This is a genomic window from Vibrio sp. 10N.286.48.B8 (assembly GCF_003050085.1).
GTDB classification, from domain to species: Bacteria; Pseudomonadota; Gammaproteobacteria; order Enterobacterales; family Vibrionaceae; genus Vibrio; species Vibrio crassostreae.
In genome coordinates, this window is record NZ_PIGD01000007.1 from 207,618 (window position 1) to 224,899 (window position 17,282).

General features: G+C 44.2%; 16 protein-coding genes and 1 other annotated feature. Of the genes, 10 read left to right on the top strand and 6 right to left on the bottom strand.

Going from position 1 to position 17,282, the window contains the following annotated elements; translation table 11 throughout:
* The first annotated feature begins 5 nt into the window (after nucleotides 1–5).
* Nucleotides 6–491 (top strand): putative 4-hydroxy-4-methyl-2-oxoglutarate aldolase, encoded by a 486-nt coding sequence (locus CWO08_RS11025; RefSeq protein ID WP_048658048.1) that lies wholly within the window; start codon nucleotides 6–8, stop codon nucleotides 489–491.
* A 112-nt stretch (nucleotides 492–603) separates the two neighbouring features.
* On the opposite strand, the gene CWO08_RS11030 is transcribed toward CWO08_RS11025, so the two are convergent.
* On the bottom strand, nucleotides 604–1,062 hold the full coding sequence (locus tag CWO08_RS11030) for a hypothetical protein (RefSeq protein ID WP_048662672.1): 459 nt from the start codon (nucleotides 1,060–1,062) through the stop codon (nucleotides 604–606).
* 317 nt (nucleotides 1,063–1,379) lie between these two features.
* Nucleotides 1,380–1,498, top strand: a sequence feature (Thr leader region).
* Between the two features lie 29 nt (nucleotides 1,499–1,527).
* On the opposite strand from CWO08_RS11030, the gene thrA reads away from it, so the two are divergent.
* Genes thrA through thrC form a run of 3 tightly spaced genes read left to right on the top strand, consistent with a single transcriptional unit; the run spans nucleotide 1,528 to nucleotide 6,241 of the window.
* Complete coding sequence (gene thrA / locus CWO08_RS11035) at nucleotides 1,528–3,987, top strand: bifunctional aspartate kinase/homoserine dehydrogenase I (RefSeq protein WP_108020432.1); 2,460 nt, start codon at nucleotides 1,528–1,530, stop codon at nucleotides 3,985–3,987.
* A gap of 17 nt (nucleotides 3,988–4,004) precedes the next feature.
* Nucleotides 4,005–4,961 carry a homoserine kinase gene (gene thrB / locus CWO08_RS11040; protein WP_102480910.1) on the top strand — a complete coding sequence of 319 codons (957 nt, stop codon included), beginning with the start codon at nucleotides 4,005–4,007 and terminating at the stop codon, nucleotides 4,959–4,961.
* Nucleotides 4,958–6,241: a threonine synthase gene (thrC, locus tag CWO08_RS11045; RefSeq protein WP_017059314.1), complete on the top strand. Its 1,284-nt coding sequence runs from the start codon at nucleotides 4,958–4,960 to the stop codon at nucleotides 6,239–6,241. Before thrB ends, thrC begins: the two co-directional genes overlap by 4 nt.
* 77 nt (nucleotides 6,242–6,318) lie before the next feature.
* Here thrC and grcA read toward each other — a convergent pair whose 3' ends face one another.
* Nucleotides 6,319–6,696 carry an autonomous glycyl radical cofactor GrcA gene (gene grcA, locus CWO08_RS11050; protein WP_017059315.1) on the bottom strand — a complete coding sequence of 126 codons (378 nt, stop codon included), beginning with the start codon at nucleotides 6,694–6,696 and terminating at the stop codon, nucleotides 6,319–6,321.
* Nucleotides 6,697–7,022: 326 nt separating this feature from the next.
* Between grcA and nfo the strand changes: the two genes are divergently transcribed.
* The 3 genes from nfo (at nucleotide 7,023) to CWO08_RS11065 (ending at nucleotide 9,647) form a co-directional block, all read left to right on the top strand.
* Nucleotides 7,023–7,931: a deoxyribonuclease IV gene (gene nfo, locus CWO08_RS11055; protein WP_048658052.1), complete on the top strand. Its 909-nt coding sequence runs from the start codon at nucleotides 7,023–7,025 to the stop codon at nucleotides 7,929–7,931.
* 397 nt (nucleotides 7,932–8,328) lie between these two features.
* On the top strand, nucleotides 8,329–9,009 hold the full coding sequence (gene ung / locus CWO08_RS11060; protein WP_057621958.1) for a uracil-DNA glycosylase: 681 nt from the start codon (nucleotides 8,329–8,331) through the stop codon (nucleotides 9,007–9,009).
* Between the two features lie 86 nt (nucleotides 9,010–9,095).
* Nucleotides 9,096–9,647 carry a hemerythrin domain-containing protein gene (locus tag CWO08_RS11065; RefSeq protein ID WP_048658054.1) on the top strand — a complete coding sequence of 184 codons (552 nt, stop codon included), beginning with the start codon at nucleotides 9,096–9,098 and terminating at the stop codon, nucleotides 9,645–9,647.
* Between the two features lie 185 nt (nucleotides 9,648–9,832).
* Here CWO08_RS11065 and CWO08_RS11070 read toward each other — a convergent pair whose 3' ends face one another.
* Nucleotides 9,833–10,021 (bottom strand): DUF3545 family protein, encoded by a 189-nt coding sequence (locus CWO08_RS11070; protein ID WP_008224353.1) that lies wholly within the window; start codon nucleotides 10,019–10,021, stop codon nucleotides 9,833–9,835.
* 711 nt (nucleotides 10,022–10,732) lie between these two features.
* On the opposite strand from CWO08_RS11070, the gene CWO08_RS11075 reads away from it, so the two are divergent.
* Nucleotides 10,733–12,160, top strand: a complete 1,428-nt coding sequence (locus tag CWO08_RS11075; RefSeq protein WP_032545312.1) for a sodium:alanine symporter family protein — start codon at nucleotides 10,733–10,735, stop codon at nucleotides 12,158–12,160.
* Nucleotides 12,161–12,387: 227 nt separating this feature from the next.
* Complete coding sequence (gene yaaA, locus CWO08_RS11080; protein WP_102432245.1) at nucleotides 12,388–13,164, top strand: peroxide stress protein YaaA; 777 nt, start codon at nucleotides 12,388–12,390, stop codon at nucleotides 13,162–13,164.
* Between the two features lie 112 nt (nucleotides 13,165–13,276).
* Here the strand turns inward: yaaA and srmB are convergent, their stop codons facing one another.
* Together srmB and CWO08_RS11090 are read right to left on the bottom strand one after the other, a co-directional pair.
* Nucleotides 13,277–14,542, bottom strand: a complete 1,266-nt coding sequence (gene srmB / locus CWO08_RS11085; RefSeq protein WP_017059323.1) for an ATP-dependent RNA helicase SrmB — start codon at nucleotides 14,540–14,542, stop codon at nucleotides 13,277–13,279.
* Between the two features lie 107 nt (nucleotides 14,543–14,649).
* Nucleotides 14,650–15,378 (bottom strand): tRNA1(Val) (adenine(37)-N6)-methyltransferase, encoded by a 729-nt coding sequence (locus tag CWO08_RS11090; protein ID WP_048662677.1) that lies wholly within the window; start codon nucleotides 15,376–15,378, stop codon nucleotides 14,650–14,652.
* A 314-nt stretch (nucleotides 15,379–15,692) separates the two neighbouring features.
* On the opposite strand from CWO08_RS11090, the gene brnQ reads away from it, so the two are divergent.
* Nucleotides 15,693–17,006 carry a branched-chain amino acid transport system II carrier protein gene (brnQ, locus tag CWO08_RS11095; RefSeq protein ID WP_061019034.1) on the top strand — a complete coding sequence of 438 codons (1,314 nt, stop codon included), beginning with the start codon at nucleotides 15,693–15,695 and terminating at the stop codon, nucleotides 17,004–17,006.
* 66 nt (nucleotides 17,007–17,072) lie between these two features.
* On the opposite strand, the gene CWO08_RS11100 is transcribed toward brnQ, so the two are convergent.
* Nucleotides 17,073–17,282, bottom strand: a 210-nt coding sequence (locus CWO08_RS11100) for an integrase core domain-containing protein (RefSeq protein ID WP_146161759.1), incomplete at its 5' end; no start/stop codon positions are given.

A 17,282-nucleotide genomic window follows, 5' to 3' on the forward strand; every position in this document is an offset into this window, starting at 1 on the left:
GATATATGCACGATATAACACCCGACTTATGTGATGAGTTTGAAAGCGAAGTCACCCTACTGAACATGCCATTGCAGAACTTCGGTCAACGTGGTGCGTTCTTTGGAAAAATTGTAACAGTTCGTTGTTACCACGATAATTCCAAGGTTCGCGAGATTTTAGAGACCGATGGCTGTGGCAAAGTGCTTGTCGTTGATGGAAATGGCTCATGCCAAAAGGCGCTGCTTGGCGATCAGCTCGCTATTCTCGCGATAGAGAATGGTTGGGAAGGCGTGATTGTGAACGGTGCGGTGCGTGATGTTGGCATGATGTCGCAAATGGACCTTGGTGTTCAGGCGCTGGGTGCATCGCCATTCAAGACCGAGAAACGCGGCGTCGGACAAGTGAATGTTACGCTCTCTATACATAATCAACTGATTCAGCCTGGTGACTATATTTATGCCGATTGGAATGGCGTATTAATTTCATCTGAGTTGTTAATTGAGTCGTAACTAACTCAAATTTAATTCCGTTGTTAGATTAGATTGGGGAATGGTTTGTGATGTGCTGAAAGCTTGGGGCTCAATTCGGACTAATCAGTAAATAAAGAACAAGCGAAAGAGATTAAAAGCGAAACCCTAATCCCACTTCAACACCTTGCTGCCACTCTTCATAGTCAAGGGTGGCATGCAAATCTAGATTATCAGTCAGTTGCACTCGGCTGGAAACCTCTGCGGCTACCGATTTCTCATTGTCTTCGGTTTCATCTTTATAGGTGTGTAAAGAACTGTTGAAAGAGACTCTTTCTGAAAACTGATAACTGACACCACTTAAGAATCCACTTTCCTGTTTCAGTGCCGCACTATTGATACGTGTACCCACGTAAAGATCCACATCTGAAAACAAGCTATAAGAATAGCCACTGTCTATTTTCCAAGTATCGAAGCTTTCACTTGACGCGTTTTGTGTGGAGATAAAAAATTTATGAGAAGAACGATCTATTTGAGAAGGAAGTAGAGGCAAACTATTCGCTGAACAAACAACAGGCATAGCAAAAGCCAAAAGAATAAGTAATCTCTTCATTTCCCACTCCTGATGTCATTATTATTGTTCTTCGAACGTTATCGTTCAATTAAAGCACAGAACTTGTGCGTTCGCTGCACAATCGATATAGCATTTTGTTATGACTATATATGCAATTGATCACTCTTGCTTGTTCAATGAGTAAATCCAGTATCTTAAGTGAAGGTTTATACAGGGTGTTTTATCCCTTAAATGACGGTTTGCTCTGAAAAACGGTGCGAATGTAAAAAAAACGCAACTTTTCATTGACGTCCAGTGGTAAAAATTGATACACGTAGAGTAAAGCACAAGCAGAGAATTTGATATGCAGCACGTAAGCCACCTAGTAATGACCACAACCATTATTATTACCGACATTAACATTGTTGGGGCAGGCTGCTAAGTAACGGATTTTAAAAAAAAGGCCTGTATCCAACAAGATACAGGCCTTTTTTTGTACCATTTTTATGACTTATGGAGAAAGGGATGCGCGTTTTAAAGTTTGGAGGTTCATCATTAGCTGATGCAGATCGTTTTTTACGAGCGGCTGATATCATCGCTAATAATGCCCAGCAAGAAGAGCTAGCTGTTGTACTATCGGCTCCAGGAAAAACAACCAATAAGTTGGTCGCTGTAATTGAAGCTGCACTTAAAAATGGTGAAGCAGATGCACAGATTACAGAGATCGAATCCTCATTCGCTGCACTGTTTGCAGATATTCAAGCCGTTGTTCCTTCTATTGACGGTTCTGCGTTCCAAGAGCAGGTGGATACTTCTCTTGCTCAGCTAAAACAGTTCGTGAACGGCATTAACCTACTGGGTATGTGCCCGAATCATGTTAATGCTCGCATCATCAGTAAAGGTGAGCGAATCTCAATCCAGTTGATGAAAGCGGTACTTGAAGCGAAAGGCCAACCAGCAAGCCTGATTGACCCAGTTCAATACCTATACGCTAAAGGTGATCACCTTGAAGCTATGGTCGATGTGGATGTTTCAACTCAGAACTTCCGTCAATCGCCACTTCCTAAAGGTCACGTAAACATCATGCCGGGCTTCACTGCTGGTAATGATAAAGGTGAGTTAGTAACACTTGGCCGTAATGGCTCTGACTACTCAGCGGCAGTTCTAGCGGCATGTCTACGTGCTGATTGCTGTGAAATCTGGACTGATGTAGACGGCGTTTACAACTGTGACCCACGCTTAGTCGATGATGCACGTCTGCTTAAATCATTAAGCTACCAAGAAGCGATGGAGCTTTCTTACTTCGGTGCTTCGGTTCTGCACCCGAAGACTATCGCGCCTATCGCGCAATTCCATATTCCTTGTCTGATCAAAAACAGCTTTAACCCACAGGGTGCGGGTACTTTGATTGGTCAAGACACTGGCGAAGATAACCTAGCAATTAAAGGTATTACTACGCTAAGTGACCTAACAATGGTTAACGTATCAGGCCCTGGTATGAAAGGCATGGTTGGCATGGCAAGTCGCGTATTCGGCGCGATGTCTTCGGCTGGCGTTTCTATTGTCCTTATTACTCAATCGTCTTCTGAGTACAGCATCAGCTTCTGTATTGAATCGGCTGACAAAGTGAAAGCGAAACAAGTGTTGTCAGACGCGTTTGAACTTGAGCTCAAAGATGGTCTATTAGAGCCAGTTGAGTTCATGGACGACGTAGCGATTGTAACGCTGGTGGGTGACGGTATGCGTACTTCACGCGGTGTTGCTTCTCAGTTCTTCTCTTCTTTAGCTGAAGTGAACGTCAACATTGTTGCGATTGCTCAAGGGTCATCTGAGCGTGCTATCTCAGCGGTTATCCCTGAAGATAAAATCTCTGAAGCAATCAAAGCGTGTCACGAGAACCTATTTAACTCTAAGCACTTCCTTGACGTATTCGTTGTGGGTGTTGGCGGCGTTGGTGGCGAACTTGTTGATCAGATCCAACGTCAGCAAGGTAAATTGGCTGAAAAAGGCATCGTGATTCGCGTATGTGGTTTAGCAAACAGTAAAGGTTTGTTGCTAGACAGCGATGGTCTACCGTTAGAGCAGTGGCGTGACCGTATGTCGAGTGCGACTGAAGAATTCAGCCTAGCTCGCTTAGCGGCTCTTGTTCAACGTAACCACATCATCAACCCAGTATTGGTTGACTGTACGTCTAGCGAAGATATTGCTGCGCAGTACGCTGATTTCCTAGCGGCTGGTTTCCACGTGGTAACACCAAACAAGAAAGCAAACACAGCAAGCATGGCTTACTACCATCAGCTTCGTGAAGTTGCACGTAACTCACGTCGTAAGCTGATGTACGAAACAACCGTAGGTGCAGGTCTACCAGTAATCGAAAACCTTCAGAACCTTATCTCTGCAGGTGATGAACTTGAGAAGTTCAACGGCATTCTTTCAGGTTCACTGTCTTACATCTTCGGTAAACTTGATGAAGGTATGACACTAAGCCAAGCAACCAATATTGCTAAAGATAACGGCTTTACTGAACCGGATCCTCGTGACGATTTATCTGGTATGGATGTGGCGCGTAAGCTGCTTATTCTTGCTCGTGAAGCAGGCATGGCGCTTGAACTTGAAGATGTTGAAGTTGACCAAGCTCTGCCCCCAGGTTTTGATGACTCAGGCACGGTTGAAGAGTTTATGGCTCGTCTGCCAGAAGCGGATGCTTACTTCCAAGAGCAGTCGGCTATCGCAGCAGAAGAAGGCAAAGTACTTCGTTATGTTGGCGAAATCGCTGAAGGTAAGTGTAAGGTTCGTATCGCTGCTGTTGATGGCGATGACCCAATGTTCAAGATTAAAGATGGCGAGAACGCATTAGCATTCTACAGCCGTTACTACCAACCAATCCCTCTAGTACTACGTGGCTACGGCGCGGGTACTGAAGTAACAGCAGCTGGCGTATTCTCTGATGTGATGCGTACTCTTGGTTGGAAATTAGGAGTTTAGGAATGAGTTCAAGTGATATGGATGTTGTCGTTTATGCTCCTGCATCAATCGGTAATGTCAGTGTAGGGTTTGATGTGCTGGGGGCCGCTGTGTCTCCAGTGGATGGCACACTGCTGGGTGACCGAGTAATGGTTAAAGTAGGCGATGAATCATTCTCGCTAAAAACAGCAGGCAGCTTTGTTTCTAAGCTGCCGACTGAAGCCAAAGAAAACATCGTCTATGACTGCTGGGTGGTGTTCTCTAGAGAGCTTGATAAAAAAGGCGTTGCGCTAAAGCCTTTAGAAATGACACTCGAAAAGAACATGCCTATTGGTTCTGGTCTAGGTTCAAGTGCATGTTCAATTGTCGCGGCACTGGATGCGCTAAATCGTTTTCATGGCCAGCCACTGAATGAGACTGAACTGCTTGCTCTAATGGGCGAAATGGAAGGTAAGATTTCAGGCGGTATCCATTATGATAACGTTGCTCCATGTTACCTTGGTGGTGTGCAGTTAATGCTTGAAGAGTTAGGTATCATTAGCCAAGAAGTACCGTGTTTTGATGACTGGTATTGGGTAATGGCGTATCCGGGTATTAAGGTTTCAACGGCTGAAGCTCGCGAAATTCTTCCTTCTCAATATCGTCGTCAGGATGTGATTGCCCATGGCCGTCATCTAGCGGGTTTTATCCACGCGTGCCACTCTGGTCAGCCAGAGCTAGCAGCGAAGATGATCAAAGACGTGATTGCTGAACCATATCGTGAGAAACTGCTTCCAGGGTTTGCTGATGCGCGTAAATACGCCACTTCAGCAGGAGCACTGGCTACTGGGATCTCCGGTAGCGGTCCAACTCTATTTAGCATTTGCAAAGAACAAGATGTCGCCGAGCGTGTTGCACGCTGGTTAGAACAAAATTACGTACAAAATGAAGAAGGATTCGTTCACGTTTGTCGCCTAGATAAGCAAGGTTCGATCGTTACAGGAAGTGAGTTATGAAGCTGTACAACATCAAAGAAAATGACGAGCAAGTCTCTTTTGGCCAAGCCGTTCGTCAAGGTTTAGGTCGTAATCAAGGTCTATTTTTTCCATCTGAGCTACCAAAGTTTGATGATATCGATGCGCTGCTAGCAGAGGACTTTGTCCCTCGTAGCTCAAAGATTCTGTCAGCATTGATTGGCGATGAATTACCAAAAGAACAGATCGACCAAATGGTGGATGCAGCGTTCCAATTCCCTGCACCAATCAACCAAGTAAAAGACGGCGTTTACGCGCTTGAGCTTTTCCACGGCCCTACACTGGCGTTTAAAGATTTCGGTGGCCGCTTTATGGCTCAGTCTTTAGCAGCCGTTTCAGATGGTGGTCAAATCACTATCTTAACAGCAACATCAGGTGATACTGGTGCGGCGGTCGCACATGCTTTCTACGGCATGGAAGACATCAATGTTGTGATTCTTTACCCGAAAGGCAAGATCAGCCCATTGCAAGAGAAGCTTTTCTGTACGCTGGGTAAGAACATTCACACTGTCGCTATCGATGGTGACTTTGATGCGTGTCAGGCTCTGGTTAAAGACTCATTTGATGATGCTGAACTGCGTAAAGAGATTGGTCTTAACTCGGCAAACTCTATCAACATCAGCCGTTTAATGGCTCAGATCTGTTACTACTTTGAAGCGGCTTCTCAGCTGACTAAAGAGCAACGTGAAAACCTAGTTATTTCTGTACCAAGTGGTAACTTTGGTAACCTAACGGCGGGTCTATTGGCTAAAGCACTAGGTTTACCTGTTAAGCGTTTCATCGCAGCAACCAATGAAAATGACACGGTTCCTCGCTACCTAGAAACAGGTCAATGGGATCCAAAACCGACCGTTGCGACAACATCGAACGCGATGGACGTAAGCCAACCAAATAACTGGCCTCGTATTGAAGAGCTTTGCCAACTCAAAGGTTGGGGCTTAGATACACTAGGCAAAGGTAAAGTATCTGACGAGCAGAGCGCTGAGTCAGTTCGCGACCTAAAAGCACAAGGTTACCTATGTGAACCACATGGTGCGATTGCTTACCGTCTATTGGAAGAGCAATTGCAAGAGAATGAAACTGGCTTGTTCCTGTGTACAGCACACCCAGCGAAATTCAAAGAAGTGGTTGATGACATCCTAGGTTCTGATATCGAACTGCCAGGCCCGCTAGCAAAACACGCGGCAATGGAGTTGTTGTCTGAAGATCTTGATAACGATTTTGAAGCGCTAAAAGCAGTGCTTCGTCGAGTTCAACCGTAACGTCCATTTGTTTTTCGAACAAATAAAAACGGCGCTCAATGAGCGCCGTTTTTGTATTCTAATTTAAGCTCTAAAAATTATAGAGACTCAGTGAACGTACGTGCGATAACGTCACGTTGCTGTTCAGTTGTTAGAGAGTTGAAACGTACAGCGTAACCCGATACACGGATAGTTAGCTGTGGGTAGTTCTCTGGGTGAGCAACTGCGTCTTCTAGCGTTTCACGCTTAAGAACGTTAACGTTTAGGTGTTGGCCACCTTCGATGCGTGGTGCTGCTTCGATTGCAACTTCACGGCTTTCGTACTCGCCTAGGTCTGCAGCTGAGATAACTTGGTCAGCTTCGAAACCTGCAGTAGCAACAACACAACGAGCTTCATTCTTCTCGCTATCTAGTAGCCAGATTGAGTTTAGTAGGTCATCGTTTGCTGCTTTAGTAATTTGAATACCTTGGATCATAACTATCTCCTAGTCCACTGAATGTGGTTTGATTATGGTGTTAACTTTCGATTTTTATTGAGCTGAGTAATATATACCTAATATTAGTAAGGTTAACATTGATTTAAGTCAAAAAACAACCAAAAACCATATTTTTACAAAGGTGATTATCTTGAGGTAAATCAACAAAACCTTTGAAAACAAAGTAATTACAAAATATTTTAAAGTATAAAAAATATTTAACAGTTGTATTTGTTGTAAATTTACTACATTTGTTGTGTTTTTATTGAACAGCAACCGATACAACCCTTTATTTATTAAGCATTATGAAAGTGTAAAGTGATTTAATGACAAACAATAATTCATCCTCAAAACCGGAAACAAATATGAAGTTTATTGGCGCTCATGTGTCGGCTGCTGGTGGTGTTGATCAGGCGCCTATGCGTGCACGTGAAATAGGTGCCAATGCGTTTGCACTGTTTACCAAGAATCAGAGACAGTGGGCGGCAAAACCGCTAGAAGCGAAAACCATTAGTGCCTTCAAAGCCAATTGCAAAATGTTGGGCTTCGGTGCTGAGCACATTCTTCCTCATGACTCCTACCTTATTAACCTAGGAGCACCAGAGGAAGAGAAGCTAGAGAAATCACGCGCGGCTTTTATTGATGAGATGGAGCGTTGTAATCAACTTGGGTTAACGCTTTTGAATTTTCACCCTGGGAGTCATTTGAAGAAAATCTCAGAAAGCGAATGTTTGGCTAAGATCGCCGAGTCGATCAACCTAGCTCATCAAGCTGTACCTGACGTAATCGCGGTGATCGAGAATACGTCAGGGCAGGGCACTAACCTTGGTTGGAAGTTTGAACATCTAGCTGAGATTATCGAGCAGGTAGAAGATAAGTCACGTGTTGGCGTGTGCTTAGACACCTGCCATACGTTTACTGCTGGCTATGACTTACGTACAAAAGAGGCGTGTGAGCATACTTTTGCTGAGTTCGACCGCATTGTGGGTATGCACTATCTAAGAGCAATGCACATCAATGATTCAAAAGCTGAGTTCGCGAGTCGAGTTGATCGACACCATTCTTTAGGAAAAGGTGAAATTGGCTGGGATTGTTTTGAGTATATTGCTTCTGATTCTCGCTTTAATGGTATCCCTCTTATCTTGGAAACGATTGATTCGACGATTTGGAAAGAGGAAATTCAACAACTTAGAATGTTTCATCGCTCAGCAACGGTAGTCAGCGAAGAAGCGTAATAATAGAAGGGAAAATTTATTTCCGTCTATTTCTAAAAATTGGCACCTTTCTTTCATAACATTAAAGTGAATATGTAGTTCACGATGTCTTAGAGGAGGTGCCTTTATGTATTCAATCACCCAAACTTCAACTGTTGCTGTCGCAAGTCGTTTACCAACACCAAACCGTCACGTGCATAACCATGGCCACCATCGTACACAACAGAAAAGTGGTTAATCGAGATAAACACAACTTGAACTGATTATTATGATTCATCAACAAGTGAACCCTACACATCATGTTTATTGATAGCTGTATGAGGTATAACTAGATCCTTATTTAGGAGAGTTAGCCGATACAGCTATTTTTTTGTCTGGCGAAAGCCGCTAGAAACCTTGATGATTGGGAAGTAAAACGATGAGCGCACCAAAAACTTGGGAATCCATTATTAATGATGAACGTGACAAGGAGTACTTTCAGAGTGTCCTCGCGTTTGTTGAGCAGCAACGTAATAATGGGAAAACCGTCTACCCGCCACAAGATCAGGTGTTCAGTGCCTTTGATATGACGCCTTTCGAATCCGTGCGAGTAGTTATCTTAGGGCAAGATCCTTATCACGGTGCTAACCAAGCTCATGGTTTAGCATTCTCAGTCCTTCCTGGCGTGAAAATCCCCCCTTCTCTACGCAATATGTACAAAGAGCTTGCACAAGATATAGAGGGCTTTGAGATTCCTAGTCACGGTTATCTCGATTCTTGGGCATCGCAAGGGGTGTTGATGTTGAACACCGTTCTTACAGTAGAAGAGGCAAAAGCACACTCACATGCGAAATGTGGTTGGGAAACTTTTACTGATGCCATGATTGCTGAGCTCAATCAGCGTTCTGAACCGATCATCTTTTTGTTGTGGGGCGCACACGCCCAGAAGAAAGGCCAAGCGATTGATGAAGACAAACATCAAGTGTTGGTTGCACCTCACCCATCGCCATTATCGGCACGTCGTGGCTTCTTCGGTTGTCAGCATTTCTCAACAACCAACAAGTTACTTTCTTCTATGGATCAACAACCTATTGACTGGTGTTTACCAACAGAAGTGTAGGTTGGTGGTTTTCTGAGCCGGGTCAAATCATAAATCAGTATCTTCGTATACACTTATAAACAGTGGGTGTAATGGAGTGCAATACTATGATGATTGAAAGGATAAGACGAGAGCATGGCTATATGGCTCGTTTGCTCGCGATACTCAACAATAAGTTAGAGCTTCTAAAACAAGAGCGAGAAATAAACTATAGCTTGATCGCAGAGGTGGTTGATTACCTGATGAACCATTCGGACAAAGTGCATCACCCTAAAGAAGACGTTATTTATCGCTACTATCTTAAACAATATGGCAGTGATCAAGCGATTGAAGACTTGGAGTTAGAGCATCAATTGCTTTCTGAGAAAACGGCGGACTTTTTAGGCGTGGTCGATATGATCCTTCAAGATGCGGTGGTTCCTCAGCAAGTCTTTATTGAGCAGCTTGAAGCGTTTGTTAAGGCTCAGAGAAAGCACATGGAATATGAAGAGAAGCATGTGCTACCAATGATTGTTGAGGCGTTCACGGTTAAGGATTGGCAAGAGGTTGAGTCACAGTGGCTTCAACCAGAAGACGACCCTGTTTTTGGGGACACGATTGCTGACCAATATCGCCAGCTCGCAGCTCGCGTTCGACAAAATGAGCAAGAGTGCGTTTAGTTAATATTAAGAGTGAGTCACACCTATTTCGAAGTGCCTTCTATATTAAGAGGTGACTGTTTGAGACTCCCTCTATATTAGTTGATTAGTTCTTAGTGCGGCGCTTTGAACGGATGCGATAGTCTAAACAATAAAAAAGGCACCTTTATAGGTGCCTTTTGCTATCTGATTTCTTATCGTGCTGATTAAAGCTTTATATCGTCAAGGCTAAAATCGAGACCGAGATTCATCTCTCTTAGCTCTTTCTCAAGCTGCCTGCGATCGTTGATGGCTTCGATTTCACGCCACTTACGCTTAAGTGGTTTCGAGCGTGTTTTTTGAGTTGCACGAGGCATTTCTAGTTCTGATACTTCATCGAATTGAAAGCTATCCATAAGCCATATCTCCTTCCGTGGGACTAGTTCTTACGAACCATTAAATATCATATTTAGGTTCACCATAACCTTGATTTATTTCTCATTTGTTTCAAATCTATGAAGTTTTTGTTCTGTTTTTTTATGCATGCTCACACATTGAGGGACTTTTTATGTATAAAAAACAAGCAAACAAACCTAAGTAAACGATTAAATTAGGGGTTATTGAATGTTAATTCATTGTGCGAATGGAATAGTGTTTTGCCTATAATGCATTGAAGTGCACATAGTGCTATGCGGTATAGGGATCTCATTGGCCTAGAAAAAAACGAAGATCTTCACTATACCTTGTAAAACCTAGGCTGACGTCATTTTTATGGGATGGTGTTCTTGTTGGGGCGGAGCCGTGGCTGTTGTTGATATTATGTCCCGATAATGTGACTTTTATTGGGCTGTATTGTTGAAAGTTGTGTTAACAAAAGGTGTGTTATTAGTGAAATGTCATTTTAATATAAATGCATTTGCATATTGATTTTTAAGTCGTCTCGCTGCATTATCCGCCCGTCAAAAAATACACTGATACGTAAAATGGATGCATGAAGCGACATTTACAATCTAGATCGCAGCAAATAAATATAAAACGAATGCCGACACAACATTGACACTGGCATAGGCGATTTAGAGGAAGGCTAGGAAGCATGATCGGTGCTTAAACTCAATTACGAGGTTCACGTGACAGACTTAATCAATTTGATGAACGATCTCCTTTGGGGATCTATCTTAGTTTACTTACTGGTTGGTGTGGGTATCTACTTCACTGTACGACTAGGCTTCATTCAATTCCGCCATTTCGGCCACATGTTCTCTGTTCTGAGAAACAGCCGTAAAGCAGACAGTGCTGGTATCTCTTCTTTCCAAGCTCTTTGTACTAGTCTCGCTGCTCGTGTAGGTACGGGTAACATGGCAGGTGTTGCTGTAGCTCTAACCGCAGGTGGCCCTGGTGCTATCTTCTGGATGTGGCTAATCGCCATGCTAGGTATGGCAACATCGTTTGCTGAAAGTACACTGGCACAGCTATACAAAACGCGTGATAACGACGGTAACTACCGCGGCGGCCCTGCATACTACATGGAGAAAGGCCTAGGCATGCGTTGGATGGGGGTTCTATTCTCTATCTTCCTAATCATTGCATTCGGTCTTGTATTCAACGCGGTTCAAGCAAACGCGATTGCAAGCGCAATGAACACAGCATTTGACCTTGAGCGTAGCTACGTTGGTGTTGGTATCGTAATTATCTCTGCATTCGTTATCTTCGGTGGTATCCGTAAGATTGCACGTACTGCAGAAATCATCGTTCCAATCATGGCATTGGCTTACCTAGCGATCGCTATGTACGTGATGTTCGCGAACATCGAGAAAGTGCCTGAAGTATTGGCTCTTATCTTCAAGAGTGCATTCGGTCTGCAAGAAGCAGCGGCGGGTGGCCTAGGTTACGCAATCGCACAAGCGATGATTAACGGTATCAAACGTGGTTTGTTCTCGAACGAAGCGGGTATGGGTTCTGCGCCAAACGCAGCAGCTTCTGCTACGCCTTACCCACCACACCCAGCATCACAAGGTTACGTGCAAATGCTAGGCGTGTTCATGGATACCATTGTTATCTGTTCAGCAACAGTAGCAATCATCCTGATGTCTGGTGAGTATGTACCACACGGTGAAGTTACGGGTATCGAACTAACGCAACGTGCACTAACAGCACAAGTTGGCGAATGGGGTGGCATCTTTGTAGCGGTAGCGATTTTCTTCTTCGCTTTCACTTCAATTATTGCAAACTACTCGTACGCTGAAACGAACCTTATCTTCCTAGAGCACAACAACAAGAAAGGCCTAGTGCTGTTCCGTATTGTTGTACTGGGTATGGTTATGTTCGGTTCTCTAGCGACACTACCAACGGTATGGGCCCTGGCTGACGTATCGATGGGCCTAATGGCGATTGTTAACTTGGTGGCGATTATCCTGCTATCAGGCATCGTGATTAAGCTAGCGAAAGACTACAACCGCCAACTAGACGCGGGTAAAGTACCGACATTCGATTCGAATGACTTCCCTGAGCTTAAGTCTCAACTGGAAGACGGTATTTGGGACAACAACAAGAAATAATCTTGTTGGAGCGATAAACCGCTCATCCTAAAATGATTAGAAAGGCTAAGGTTTCGACCTTAGCCTTTTTCTTTGCCTGTCATTTGTCTCATTCTGTCTATCAAAGCTTATTCTCCCTATCGAAGCTCATTCTTCCTATCAAAGTAATAGGAAGAGTCATAAAGACAAGTTGATGTTTTTTCTATACTCTAGCAGCATCCAGTTAGATAACCGATTAGGGTAAAGTTATGTTAGTTGTCGTTTCTCCAGCCAAAACACTTGATTACGAATCACCATTAGCGACTGAACGCTTTAGTCAGCCTGAGTTTGTTGAACACTCTGCTGAACTGATTGAAGAGTGCCGTAAACTGACGCCAGTCGATATTTCTGCACTGATGAAGGTGAGCGATAAAATCGCAGGGTTGAACGTAGCGCGCTTTGAGCAGTGGAGCGAGACCTTTACCCAAGACAACGCACGCCAAGCAATCCTAGCCTTTAAGGGCGATGTATACACTGGCTTAGATGCTGAGACGCTATCGGATGAAGATTTTGACTACGCACAAAATCACCTGCGCATGCTTTCTGGGTTATATGGCTTGCTTAAGCCGTTAGATTTGATGCAGCCTTACCGTCTAGAGATGGGCACACGCTTGGCGAATGCTCGTGGTACTAACTTGTACCAGTTCTGGGGCAACATCATTACAGACAAGCTGAATGAAGCGTTGAATGCTCAAGGCGACAATGTGTTGATCAACCTAGCATCTAACGAATACTTTAAAGCTGTGAAGCCGAAGAGCTTGGATGGCCAAGTGATTACCCCTGTATTCAAAGACTGTAAGAACGGTCAATACAAGGTGATCAGTTTCTATGCGAAGAAAGCGCGTGGCATGATGGCTCGCTACATTATCGAGAACAAGATCAACTCGGTCGAGGCGTTGACCCAGTTTGATACGGCGGGTTACTACTTCGTTGAAGAAGAGTCGAACGCGAAAGAGTTAGTCTTCAAGCGTGAAGAGCAAAACTAGACGTTATTGATTAATGGTCGTCACGCTCTGTGGCGAGATACCAACCAGATAGAGAAAAGCCCCATGCAGCGAACTGCATGGGGCTTTTTATTGAATCGTTGAAGCAGTTAGATTATTTCTTCTTTGCTGCTTTCTTTTTCTTCGCGATTTTTTTCTTTTTCGCGATTTTTTGTTTCTCTACCGCTTTCTTATCTTCTTTCTTCGGCTTCTTTTTCTTAGTCACGGCCGCTTTCTTATGCGTAGGGCGCATGCCTTCGATGAAGCGTTCTTTGATTGGTTCGTCTGTGTAACGAGCCACACGTTCAATCATCAGTTGATCGTGCGCTTCAATGATAGAAACCGCGTTACCTTTTTTACCAGCACGAGCAGTACGGCCAATACGGTGTAGGTATACATCAGCAGTACGTGGCATGTCGTAGTTGATTACGTGGCTTACGTCTGGAAGGTCGATACCACGCGCCGCAACGTCAGTCGCTAGTAGTACGTTTACAGAGCCGTCACGGAAACGAGCAATCGCGTTGTTACGACGATCTTGAGGCATTTCACCTTGGATCCATGCACATGGGATTTGCGCGCTTTCAAGTTGAGCTCGTAGATCACCTAGACGATCACGCGTCTTCAAGAATACGATGCTGCGCTCAGCTTGCTCTGTGATGACGTGCTTTAGGATGTTCAGCTTGTGCTCTGCTGTGTCTGCACGGTGGTACCACTGAGTGATCTTCTTACGCTCACGAAGTGATGATTTCGCATCGATCTCCGCTGGGTTTTTAAGTAGATCTTCAGTGAAGCCTTCAATGCCTTTACCTTCTAGCGTTGCTGAGAACAGTAAAGTTTGTTTACGCCAGCGACACTCTGCAGACAGACGGTCAACAACAGGACCAAAGCCCATGTCTAGCATACGGTCGGCTTCATCTAGAACTAGCCATTCAATTGCACGACAGTCAAAACGCTCGCCTTCAATGTATTCCATCAAACGACCAGGTGTTGCTACTACGATATCTTGAGTTGTGCTTAAGATATCTGCGTGTTCTTGGTACATAACACCGCCCGTGATCGTGAAGATATTTAGGCTAGTGTATTTAGCAAGCTCACGTGCTTGTTCGGTGATCTGCATTGCTAGCTCACGCGTTGGCGTCAGGATAAGCATACGAGCAGGGCCAGATTTCTTACGTGGGAAATCCAGTAGGTATTGCAGTGCTGGCAATACAAATGATGCTGTTTTACCAGTACCTGTTGGCGCAGAAGCCAAAACGTCTCTTCCATCTAACGCTTGTGGGATTGCTTCAGCTTGTATCTGTGTTGGACGTTCGTAGCCCATTTCGTCAATTGCTTTAAGCAGCTCTTGGTTTAGATCGAGTTCTGCAAAGGTTCTGATCACTGTTGTTTCTCCACAAGCAATAAATGTTTCTGCCTCAAAAAGCAGACGATAAAAAAGAGTAGTCGGACATTATAGAAGCATTAGTGATTAGGATCACATGGTATTTGCTACATCTTGAGATAAAAATCTTTCGTGAGCGCAATAAATGCTTCGCTATAACCACCTTGATGGTGAATTGTAAGCGATTCGCGCTGCAAATCTTGCTCGCAGGCAGGATCTTTAGATAACTCAAATAGAATTCGGCTAGCCGGTTTCTTGTCTGTTGTTCTCACATCAAGGCGTTTTGCTAGATACCAACCACATTGCTCGGCAAGCTTGATAAAACCTTCCCCCTCAGGCGTCGGTAGGATGAAACTGGCCGTCGCGGCTTCGGTTGTGATCTCGAAACAACGTTGAGCAAGCGCTAGGTGATCCAAGCTGTCGGTGTGTCTGGCGGTGGCTCTTTGGCTTTGCTGCGCCTGTTCTCCAGAGTTGAAGTAGGGCGGGTTACAGATGATCGCATCAAACTTCTGTGGAAAGCTTGCCGATAACACACTGTCGTGATGAAGCGAGACACGATTTTGCCAAGGCGACTGCTCAATATTGACAGTGGCAGCATCAATGGCGTGTTGATCAATATCTATCGCAGAGATTGAAGCATCCTCAAAACGCTGCGCAGCCATCAAGGCCAGCAGACCTGTTCCTGTTCCAATATCGAGTACACATGATCTTTGTGGCAGGCTTACCCACGCGCCAAGTAACACGCCATCGGTACTGACTGGCATACCGCTTTGCCCGCCGTAAATTGAGAATTGCTTAAAATTGAAGCTTTTAGTTTGCACTGTTTTGTCTTTCATTAATGTTCTGAGTATCAAGATATTTTAAGTGATTAGCTCTAATGTTAACCGCTTGTATGAATCAATGTTCTGCTTGGTAAACTATTGTTGTGAATTATGGTTAGTTTATAATTGCGACTATTTTTCCATAGCCAGTGTAATCCACTGCTTTTTGTTCTCATATGCAAATTTATATGGTGTTTTTGTGTGGTGACTTGCAGCTAGCCAAGTGTTTCGTCATTATGCGCGACTATTTTATAGATTGATTGGCAGCTTTTAGCTGTAACATTCATGTAAGCACAACATAAACTCATAAATATAATTAAGGATTATCTGTGAAACAGAGTCTAAAACTAACAGATATAATGGCATTGGGCTTCATGCTTTTTGCGTTTTTCTTGGGTGCGGGTAACATCATCTTCCCACCTCTAGCTGGCCAATTAGCCGGTGATCACTTCCTTCCAGCGATGTCTGGTTTTCTGCTGACTGCCGTTGGTCTGCCGTTAATCACTATCGTCGCGGTCGCTGTGGCTGGTGGCTCTTGGGGTCACTTAACTAAAGATCTTCCTAAGCAAGCTGCAACCATTATGGCTGTGCTGATCTTTATCATTATCGGTCCTGCATTTGCAGCACCACGTACTGGCCTTGTTGCCTATGAAATGGCGGTGAAACCCTTCTTCATCGATGCCTCTCAAGCTCACCTAACTCTCTTTTCGATTGCATTTTTTGTAGTAGCGATGTTCTTCTCATGGTCGCAAGGTAAGCTTATTGACGTCATTGGCAAGGTACTGACACCTGTATTATTCGTTGGTTTGGTTGTACTGGCGATTGCTGTATTCGTTAACCCTCAAGGTGATGTTCTTGCGGCTCACGGTGAGTACATTACTCAGCCATTGACTAAAGGTTTCCTTGAAGGCTACAACACCATGGATACTTTTGCTTCTTTGATGTTTGGTATGCTGATTGTTGATGCGATTCGTAGCAAGGGCATTACTGACCGTGCTGCGACGACTAAGTACCTAATTAGCGCGGGTTGTATTGCCGCAGCGGGTCTAGCGTTTGTTTACATCTCTCTATTCTTCCTAGGCGCAACAAGTGCAACAGTAGCAGCCGGTGCAGACAATGGCGGTGCTATCTTAAGCCTATACGTTCAATCGTTGTTTGGTCCTTCTGGTCAGCTAGTGCTTTCTGTGATCGTACTATTAGCGTGTCTAACAACTGCGATTGGTCTTGTGTCAGCATGTTCGGATTACTTCAGCTCGCTAACGCCTCTGTCTTACAAGACTTGGGTAATCATCAACGGTGTGGCTTGTGCAACCGTTGCAAACGTTGGTCTTTCTCAACTGATTTCTCTGTCTGTTCCAGTACTATTTGCATTGTACCCAGTCGCTATCGCGTTGGTTGCTCTGACATTCTTGCGTAGCCGTTTCCCTAATCCAAAAGTGGCTTACCGCGTAGTAGTATTAGTGTCACTGCTGTTTGCTCTTATTGATGGCGCTAAAGTAGCGGGTGTAGACGTGTCTGCACTTAAGATGCTGCCACTGTTTGAGATCGGTATGGGTTGGTTGCTTCCAACGACTGCTGCAATCATCTGTATGTTCTTCGTTGGTAAATCAACAGAGCAAGAGATGGCTGAGGAGACTGTTTAATCTTCCGTTGAGATTAGATTGTTCTTCGAGATGTGTCTCGTCCTAAAATACGTTGACAGTTTTTTACTAAGCCAACAGCGCCAGCTGTTGGCTTTTTTCATGCACCTCATTTGGAGTTTTCATCATGAGACTGAGATGGGGCCTCATATTGTTATAGATATTGATAGACTCTTTTACTAGTCGTTTAAGCTCCTCAAGATTCTTACACCTATCAAGTAAGAACTCTTGTTTCAGGATCCCATTTATTCTTTCTGCTAAGGCATTTTGGTAGCAGTC